Below are 8621 nucleotides of genomic sequence, written 5' to 3' on the forward strand. Positions count from 1 at the left end.
GGGCTGCTCTCGGGGCTCGTGGACGACCTGCCCTGGCCCGAGCGGCTGACCCGGGCGGCCGCCCTCTCGGCGGCCACCGTGGCGTCACCGGCCGCCGGGGAGTTCGACCGGCCGCTCTACGAGGAGCTGCTCGGCCGGGTCCGGGTCTCCGAGGCCGCCCCGGCGGGCTGACCCGACGCCGCCGGCGTCAGGAGAACTCCTGCGGCTCCTTGGCCACCTCACCCTGGACCAGGCCGAACTGGTCGACGTTGGCGTTGCAGCCGTCGGCGCAGGTGAGGGTGATGGTGTTGGTGCCCTGCTTCAGCGGGATGTAGTTGTAGGTCCGGGTCCAGCCCTTGGCCCAGTCGCCCTTCTCCGCCCCGGCGTAGTTCTTCAGGTTGACCTCGGCCGGCTGTCCGCCGTTGACGACCAGCGCGGCCTTGGCGTCCTCGCCGGGGACCCCGTAGTAGGTGAAGAGCGTGTACTGGCCGTCCTTCGGCACCCCGTTGACGGTCCAGGTCACCGAGGAGCCGGGGGTGTTCAGACCGGCGATGTAGGAGCCGCCCTCGGCCCGGGAGCCCGGGACGTCGCTCGCGGGAGCGGCGCCGCCGGCGAAGTCGCCGAGCGAGGCCGCGTCGATCTTCGTCGGCTCGAACTCGTCCTTCTTCTTGTCCTTGCCGTCGCCCGCGGCCTTGGTCGGCTTCTCCATGGAGGTCGCCGTCGGCGAAGGGTCGGTGCCCGCGGTCTTGTCGGCGTCGTCGTCGCCGCCGGCCACCGCGATGGTGATGCCGACGACCACCGCGGCCACCACGGCCACCGCGCCGATCATCAGGCCCTTGGTGTTGGGACCGCGTCCGCGCCCGCCGCCGTCCTGGGAACGGCGCGAGCCAGGGGCGCCGGGACCGCCGGGGACCCCGACGGAGCCCATGGCCGCCTCGGGGGCCTGGTAGTGGGGGTTCGGGCTGCCGTAGGCGCCGGGGGCCTGCGTTCCGTACGCGCCGGGGGCCTGCGCCGGCTGCTGCGCCGTCTGCTGGGCGCCGTACCGGCGCTCGCCGACGGCCCGCACGCGGTTGACGGAGTTCGGGTAGCCGTAACCGCCGCCGGAGGGCGGCTGGGCGCCGTTGGCCTGTCCGTCGGCGTAGAGGTAGCCGAACGGGTCGTCGTCCTCGGGCGTGCTGGCGCCGTTGTTACCGGACGTCATCCCTTGGTACTCCTCAACAAATGCGGGGTCAGGTGCGACAGGTGATGTCTTGCGAGCGTACCCGGTGTTTGTAGCCCGAGTGGGTGACACAGATCCCACCGGCAGGTGACCGGCCGCTGACCTGCGGTTCAACCCGCGCGTCTGTGAGTTTTCGGACGTGATCGTTTCTGCACGTACATGCGTTCATCAGCGGACTTCAGCACTTCCTCGGCCGTCATGCCGCAGTGCGCCCAGCCGATGCCGAAGCTCGCCCCGACCCGCATGTCCCTGCCGTCCACCGTGATCGGCTGGACGATCCGGTTCCGCAGCCGTACCGCCAGGTCCTCGGCGTCCGCCCGGCCCAGGCCGTCGGCGAGGACCACGAACTCGTCGCCGCCCAGCCGGGCCACCGTGTCGCCGTCCCGGACGCCCTCGCTGAGGCGGCGGGCCACCTCTATCAGCACCGCGTCGCCGGCGTTGTGGCCGTAGCGGTCGTTGACGCCCTTGAAGCCGTCCAGGTCGCAGAAGAGGACCGCCAGCCCCTTGGTGCCGTCGTCCCGGGTCTCGAGCGGCGCCACGGTGTGCACGTGGCGGGGCTCGCCGACGATGTCGTACCGGTCCGTGGGGGCCGGGAACCGGCTGTGCCCCATGCTCTCGAACGGGTCCGGCTCGAAGGCCGCCCGGCCGCCCGGGGCTCCGGGGCCGCCCGGGTGGACGTGCTCGAACGGCAGGTCGTTGTAGACGCCGGTGTCGTACGCGCCCGGCTCGTACATCCCCGGCTCGTACATCCCCAGCTCGCACGGCTCGTCCCCGTAGGCGGCGTCCAGCGACTCCACCACCCCGGCCAGCCGCGACCCGGCCGTGGACGGCGCGTACGGACGGTCGCAGAGCCGGGCGCTCAGCCGCGCCCGCAGCTCCGCCGAGTTCGGCAGACCGGTCAGCGAGTCGTGCGACGCCCGGTGGGCGAGCGCCAGCTCGCGGCGCTTGCGCTCCTCGATGTCCTCGACGTGACTCAGCAGGAACCGCGGCCCGTCGGCGGTGTCGGCGACCACCGAGTTGCGCAGCGACACCCAGACGTAGCTGCCGTCCCGCCGGGACAGCCGCAGCTCGGCCCGGCCGCCGTCGGCGTAGGTCCGGCGCAGCGTGTCCGCGTCCTCGGGGTGGACCAGGCCCTCGAACGACTGCTTGCACAGCATCGTCGACGGGCGGCCCAGCAGCCGGCACAGCGCGTCGTTGGTCCGCAGAATCCGGCCGTACTGGTCGCCGGAGCCCATGTCGGTGATGGCCATGCCGGAGGGGGCGTACTCGAAGGCGTGCCGGAAGCTTTCCTCACTGGCCCGCAGGGCCTGCTGCTCGCGCTCCAGGCGGACCAGGGCGCGCTGCATGTTGGAGCGCAGCCGGGCGTTGGTGATCGCGATGGCGGCGTGGAAGACGTACGTCTCCAGCGCCTCACGGCCCCAGGCGCCGGGGCGGCGCCCGTTGCGGGGACGGTCCACCGAGATCACGCCGATCAGCTCGGGCCCGGTCTTGCGGTCCAGGGTGCCGGGCGCGTACATCGGCGCGATGAGCCGGTCGTCGGGGTGCCACTCGTCCTCGAAGCGGGGCAGCGGGCCGCCGGTGAGCCAGGTCGGGACGTCGTCCTCGTTGAGGGCCCAGGCCTCGGTGTGCGGGATGAACCGGAGCGTGCCCCAGGACTCGCCCATGGCCAGCCGCCGGTCCCAGGAGTCACGGGACCCGGAGCGGCCGGTGAGCAGCGCCTCGGCGGCCGTGTTGCCCGCGACGGCGGCGACCACCAGGTCGTTGTACTCGGGGCGGACCATGTTGACGGCGGCGAGCTCCCAGCCCAGTCCTTCGACCAGCCCGTCGGCCACGGTCTGCAGGGTGTCGGCGAGGCTGCGCGCCGTGTTCATCCGCGCCATCAGCTGATGCAGCTGCCGCAGAGTCGCAAGGCGGACATACGGTTCCGACTCGGTCTCCATGCTCGCCCTCCCCCCGAGACCTCGTAGCGAATCAAGGGTTGTCTTCGGCGTCCTCGTGCAGCTTCCACGCCACTGAATCACAGCGCGCTGCCCCACCGGTACGCAGGGTCAGCAAATTTCTTACGCTGTGAGTCAAGTCACATGTATCACGGGAAACTTGGACAACGTGGTGAGAACGGGGAAGACGACGGCGGAATTCCACGGTGGCGGGGCGGGTGGGAGGCCCCGCGGGCCTGTGGGTCGGTGGGGCGGCCGGACGGCCGGACAGCCGGCCTACGCAGGACCGCCGCCGGTCGCGGGGGCGTGGGACCTAGGTCCCGGAGCGGGGACGGGTTGCGGCCGGGGGCCGATGCGCGGCAGGCGTGGCGGCGCCTAGCGTCGTTCATGTGGCGACCCTTTCCTTCCCCCCGGCACCTCACACCTCCCTGGGCTCCCTGGTCTCGGCGCGCTCTCCGGTCTCCGCAGGCCCGGCGGACTCCCCGGTCCCACCTGGCTCCGCGGGCCCGTCCGGGTCACCGGTTCCAGCGGTTGCAGCTGCACCCTCCGCCCTGCCGACCCCTGTGGCCCCTCAGGACACCGCGCCCCCCGCGACCTCGGTGGCACCTGCTGCCCGTACAACCCCCGCGCCCACAACAGCCCCGATCACCTCCGAGGCCCCCATGATCCCCGTGACCCCCGTAGCCCCTGCGTTCCGTGCCGTCCCGGAGCCGGGGCATGCTAAAGGTGTGAACGACGAAGAATTCCGCGCGGCCATGTCCCGGCTGGCCTCGGGCGTGGTCCTGGTGACCGCGCACGAGCCCCAGCCCGACCCCGACGGCCCGGCCGGCGAGGACGCGGGCATGACGGCGACGGCCTTCATGTCGGTCTCGCTGGACCCGCCGCTGGCGATGATCAGCCTCCGCACCGGTTCCCGGATGGACGACCTGCTGGCGGAGCAGCCGCTGTGGGCGGTCTCGGTGCTCGCGGAGGACCAGCGGCACATCGCGGGGCGGTTCGCCATGAAGGGGCGGATCAGCGACCGGCTGCTCTTCGCCGACGTCCCGCACACACGCGGCGAGGCCAGCGGGGCCCCGCTGATCACCGGCTCACTGGCCACCGTGGAGTGCCGCACCGAGCAGCGCGTCGAGGCGGGCGACCACACCCTGGTCGTCGGCCGCGTCCTCACGGCCACCACCGCGCCCGGCGACACCGGTCCGCTGCTCCACTTCCGCAGCCGCTACCGGCACCTGAGCTGAACCGGGCGACTCCCTCGGGCACGGGCACGGGCGCGGACGGAGCGTCCGCGCCGGTCAGTCCCAGTTGCGGGAGCTGCGTCCCCGCTTGGTGTCCGCGCGCTTCTTCTTCTCCTGCAGACGGCGCTCGTTGATGCCGCGGGGGATCCGGGTCGGCCGGCGGACCTTCGGCGGCGGCGCCACCGCCTCCCCCAGCAGGGCCGTCAGCCGCTCCATCGCCGCCTCGCGGTTGCGCCACTGGGAGCGGTACTCCGACGCCCGCACCACCAGCACGCCCCCGTCCACCAGCCGCGACCCCAGCCGCTCCAGCGCCCGCGCCTTCCACACCGGCGGCAGCGCCTCGCTGGCCGCCAGGTCGAACAGCAGCTCGACCTGGGTGTCACTGGTGTTGACGTGCTGTCCGCCCGGCCCTCCGGAACGGGAGAAGCGCCAGTTCAGCTCCGCCTCGGGCAGAGGCACGGAGCCGCGGATGAGAAGGGGGCGACCGGACATGCCCCCATGGTCCCCTGCGCGGGGCGGCCCAGTCATCCGGGTTTCCGGCCGCTCCGGGTCCGGCCCGGGACCCGTGCGCGTCCGGCTCGCGACCCGTGCGCGTCCGGCTCGCCCCCTGTTTCACGTCCGATGCGCGTCCGATGCACATCCGCTGCGCGTCCCGCCGTCCGGGTGAACGGTAAAAAAGGTAAAGCCAGCCGGAACCTCACAGACCTCTCCCAGCGTTCAACGATGCGACGGTAGTTTCGCCCCCAGTGCGAAGCCCGTCAGTCACACAACGAAGGAAGGGACTCCCACCATGGCTGTAAGCCTGTCCAAGGGCGGCAACGTCTCGCTCACCAAGGAAGCTCCGGGCCTGACCGCCGTCACCATTGGCCTGGGCTGGGACGTCCGCACCACCACGGGCACGGACTTCGACCTCGACGCGTCCGCCATCGCGGTCACGGCCGCGGGCCGGGTCTACGCGGACACGTACTTCGTCTTCTTCAACAACAAGGCGACGCCGGACCAGTCCATCGTCCACACCGGCGACAACCGCACCGGTGAGGGCGCGGGCGACGACGAGGCGATCAACGTCAACCTGGCCGGTCTCCCGGCCGAGATCGACAAGGTCGTCTTCCCGGTCTCCATCTACGACGCGGAGAACCGTTCGCAGAACTTCGGCCAGGTCCGCAACGCGTACATCCGCGTGGTGAACCAGGCCGGCGGCGCCGAGATCGCCCGCTACGACCTCTCCGAGGACGCCGCGACCGAGACCGCCATGGTCTTCGGCGAGCTCTACCGCCACGGCGCCGAGTGGAAGTTCCGTGCCGTCGGCCAGGGCTACGCCTCCGGCCTCGCCGGCATCGCCCAGGACTTCGGCGTCAGCGTCTGACAGCCCTCGGCCGCAACCGGTCCGTCCGCACCGCGGGCGGGCCGGCCCCGCCGTCCATTAGCGTGCGCCCATGATCCTGGAGCCGCTGACCCTCACCCCGGACCGTGACATCCCCGGCCCCGTGCTCACCGAGCTCACCGCTCTGTACGCCTCGAACCGGGAGTTCCACGCGCTCAGCGGGGGCGACGAGTTCCCCGACCCGGACGACATCCGCCCCGAGCAGGTGGCCGCCGCCCTCGCGGACGAACTCGCCGATCCGGACATCGAGGTGCTGCTGGCCCGCAGTTCCGGCCGCCTCGTCGGCCTGGCCGTCACCCTCGCCCATCACCCCGACCCGGCGGACCCGGACCCGTGGATCGGGCTGCTGATGGTGGACGCCTCCGTCCACCGCCAGGGCTTCGGCCGCAGGCTGGTCGCCGCCGTCGAGGCCCGCCTGTTCGCCGGCGGCCGCACCGCCGTGCGCCTCGCCGTCCTGGACAGCACCCCCGACTCGCTCGCCTTCTGGACCGCCCTCGGCTACCAGGTCATCGGCCACCGCGTGGACCGCCAGTACCACCGCCCCTGCTCGGTGCTGCGCAAGCCGCTCCAGGACCCCCGGACGCCCCGCATGCCGCGCGCCGCCGCGCGGGTCGCCGTGGTCGGTCCCGACCCCGACCGGGCGGTCCTCCTGCTCCGGTACGAGAACCCCGACACCGGCGCCTACTGGGCGCTGCCCGGCGGCGGGCTGGAGCCCGGCGAGAGCCCGCTGCAGGGCGCCACCCGCGAGGTCCGCGAGGAGACCGGCTGGAGCGACGTCACTCCCGGCCCGCTGCTGTGCGTCTGGGAGCACGACTTCCCCTACCGCGGCGTCCCGGTACGGCAGCACGAGCACGTCTACCTGGCCCGCGCCCCGCTCCGCGACCTGGCGGGCGACCTCACGGAGGCGCACGCCAGCGACGCGATCCTGGCCTGGCGCTGGTGGCCGCTGGAGGAGCTGGCCGCCACGGAGGAGACGATCTGGCCGCCCCGCCTGGCCATGCTGGTGGCCGCCGCCACCGCCGAGGACCGCCCGGCCTCGCCGTGACCGGGGGCCGCACGCAAGCCGGTCGTCACCCGGCACCACGGGCGCGGGCGGGTCTCGTGGCCGCCGGGGCACCACCACGTGGCGGCGGCCGGCGGTGGACGCGACGCCGGTCCGGCGCATGACACCATCGGCGTGTGCTCGACATCGGCTACGCGCTCTCCAACCGCTTCCCGGACCCGCCCCAGACGGACTACCGGCGCGCGGACGTCCGCGCCCTGCGCCACGACCTGTTCTGCGGTGACGTCTACCTCGCCGACACCGAGAAGGACGAGGAGATCTCCACAGCCTGGGGATGGGTTCCGGTCCTGGATTTCGCCTGGGCCCTGTGCGACATCACCGAGCAGATCGACCGCGACCCCGCCGGCTCCCGCGCCTCCCGCCCGCAGCACGCGGAGCTGGACTTCACCGAGTCCACCGACCGGCTCTACTTCGAGCGCCGCTTCGGCTGGGTCGAGATCGACGCCGACTGGATGACCACGGACGAGCCGCCCCTGCGCTTCTCCCACTCCGCCCTGCGGCGCGAGGCCCGGGACTTCCTGCACGACCTCATCGCGGACCTCTGCGACATGCACGAGGACCTCGCCGAGAACCCGGCCGTCTGGACTCTCCAGGCCCGCTTCCCCCGCCTGCCGTAGGCCCCGCGCTCTCCGCTCTCCGCTCCGGCTCTCTCACCCCGCCTCCCCCGCTCCGGTTCTCTCCCCGGTCACCGCGTCGACACCGCACGAAGGGGGACTCGGACGTCATACCGGCGCACCGGCGCACCCCACCGCCCGGCGCCCATACGTCCCGTCCTGACCCGCCCGTGTCCGTGTCCGTGTCCGAGGGAGAGAACCATGCCCCGCACCGTCACCGTCGTCGGTGGCGGCCTCGCCGGACTCACCGCCGCCATCGCCGCCGCCGAGCGCGGCGCCGACGTCACCCTGTACGAGGCCCATCACGACCTCGGCGGCCGAGCCCGCACCGCCGCCGCCCCCTACCGCACCAACGAAGGCCCGCACGCCTTCCTGAGCCGCAGCCCCCACTGGGCCTGGCTGAACGACCGCGGCCTGATCGGCCCCCTGGCCCCGTTCCGGCTGAGCGACGTCTCCGGGGCCCGGTTCCGCCACCACGGCGCCCTGCGCCGCACCCCGCCGCTCGGCATGGTCCGCCTGCTCGGCACCGACGCCGACCAGGTGCCCGCGGACGTCGACTTCCTCAGCTGGGCCTCCTGGCGGATCGGCGACGAGGCGGCCCGCGCCACCGCGTACCTCACCTCCGTGGTGCTCTTCCACCACGACCCCGGCTCGCTCTCCGCCCGCTTCGTGCAGGAACGGCTGCGGCGCATCACCGGTTTCCCGCCCGAGGTCCGCTACCCCCGCGGAGGGTGGCAGGCCATCGTGAACCGCATGGCCGCGCGTGCCCGGAACCTCGGCGTCCGGACGGAGACCGGCGCGCGGGTCCACACCCTGGCCGACGCCCGTCCCCACGACGGCCCGGTGATCGTCGCCACCTCGCTGGCCGCGGCCCGCGCACTCCTCGACGACGCGTCGCTGACCTGGCCGAGCGGCCGCACCGTCCTGGTCGACCTGGCCCTGCGCGAGGACCCGCGCGACGCGTTCGTCCTCTCCGACCTCGACGGTCCCGGCTACGTGGAGCGGTTCACCGTGCAGGACCCGACACTGGCCCCCAAGGGCGAGCACCTGCTCCAGGCCCAGTTCCCGCTGGCGCCCGGCGCTCCTCGCGAGGACGCCGTCGCCCGGGGCGAGACCCTCCTGGACCTCGGCCTCCCCGACTGGCGGGACCGCGTCACGTACCGCCGCGACGCGCTGGCCGAGGGCCGCAC

The 8621-nt window shown here is 73.2% G+C and carries 8 protein-coding genes and 1 pseudogene; 6 read left to right on the forward strand and 3 right to left on the reverse strand.

Going from position 1 to position 8621, the window contains the following annotated elements; all coding sequences use genetic code 11:
• Positions 1-171: pseudogene (locus HW445_RS33495) on the forward strand (1-phosphofructokinase); the annotation flags it as partial.
• 16 nt (positions 172-187) lie between these two features.
• Here the strand turns inward: HW445_RS33495 and HW445_RS10890 are convergent.
• Together HW445_RS10890 and cdgB are read right to left on the reverse strand one after the other, a co-directional pair.
• Positions 188-1180, reverse strand: a complete 993-nt coding sequence (locus HW445_RS10890) for a carbohydrate-binding protein (RefSeq protein ID WP_180220820.1) — start codon at positions 1178-1180, stop codon at positions 188-190.
• 128 nt (positions 1181-1308) lie between these two features.
• On the reverse strand, positions 1309-3138 hold the full coding sequence (cdgB, locus tag HW445_RS10895; protein WP_180220821.1) for a diguanylate cyclase CdgB: 1830 nt from the start codon (positions 3136-3138) through the stop codon (positions 1309-1311).
• A 659-nt stretch (positions 3139-3797) separates the two neighbouring features.
• Here cdgB and HW445_RS10900 point away from each other — a divergent pair.
• Positions 3798-4373: a flavin reductase family protein gene (locus HW445_RS10900; protein WP_180220822.1), complete on the forward strand. Its 576-nt coding sequence runs from the start codon at positions 3798-3800 to the stop codon at positions 4371-4373.
• A gap of 54 nt (positions 4374-4427) precedes the next feature.
• Here HW445_RS10900 and arfB read toward each other — a convergent pair whose 3' ends face one another.
• A complete protein-coding gene (gene arfB / locus HW445_RS10905) occupies positions 4428-4862 on the reverse strand; it encodes an alternative ribosome rescue aminoacyl-tRNA hydrolase ArfB (protein WP_180220823.1) in 435 nt (144 codons plus the stop codon).
• 298 nt (positions 4863-5160) lie between these two features.
• Between arfB and HW445_RS10910 the strand changes: the two genes are divergently transcribed.
• The 4 genes from HW445_RS10910 to HW445_RS10925 all read left to right on the forward strand — a co-directional run.
• Positions 5161-5736 (forward strand): TerD family protein, encoded by a 576-nt coding sequence (locus HW445_RS10910; RefSeq protein ID WP_151774310.1) that lies wholly within the window; start codon positions 5161-5163, stop codon positions 5734-5736.
• 70 nt (positions 5737-5806) lie between these two features.
• Positions 5807-6799 (forward strand): bifunctional GNAT family N-acetyltransferase/NUDIX hydrolase, encoded by a 993-nt coding sequence (locus HW445_RS10915; protein ID WP_180220824.1) that lies wholly within the window; start codon positions 5807-5809, stop codon positions 6797-6799.
• Between the two features lie 134 nt (positions 6800-6933).
• On the forward strand, positions 6934-7434 hold the full coding sequence (locus HW445_RS10920; protein WP_180220825.1) for a hypothetical protein: 501 nt from the start codon (positions 6934-6936) through the stop codon (positions 7432-7434).
• A gap of 198 nt (positions 7435-7632) precedes the next feature.
• A partial coding sequence (locus HW445_RS10925) for an FAD-dependent oxidoreductase (protein ID WP_180220826.1) occupies positions 7633-8621 on the forward strand: 989 nt, incomplete at its 3' end.

The sequence above is a fragment of the Streptomyces sp. UH6 genome, assembly GCF_013421635.1.
GTDB classification, from domain to species: Bacteria; Actinomycetota; Actinomycetes; order Streptomycetales; family Streptomycetaceae; genus Streptomyces; species Streptomyces abyssomicinicus.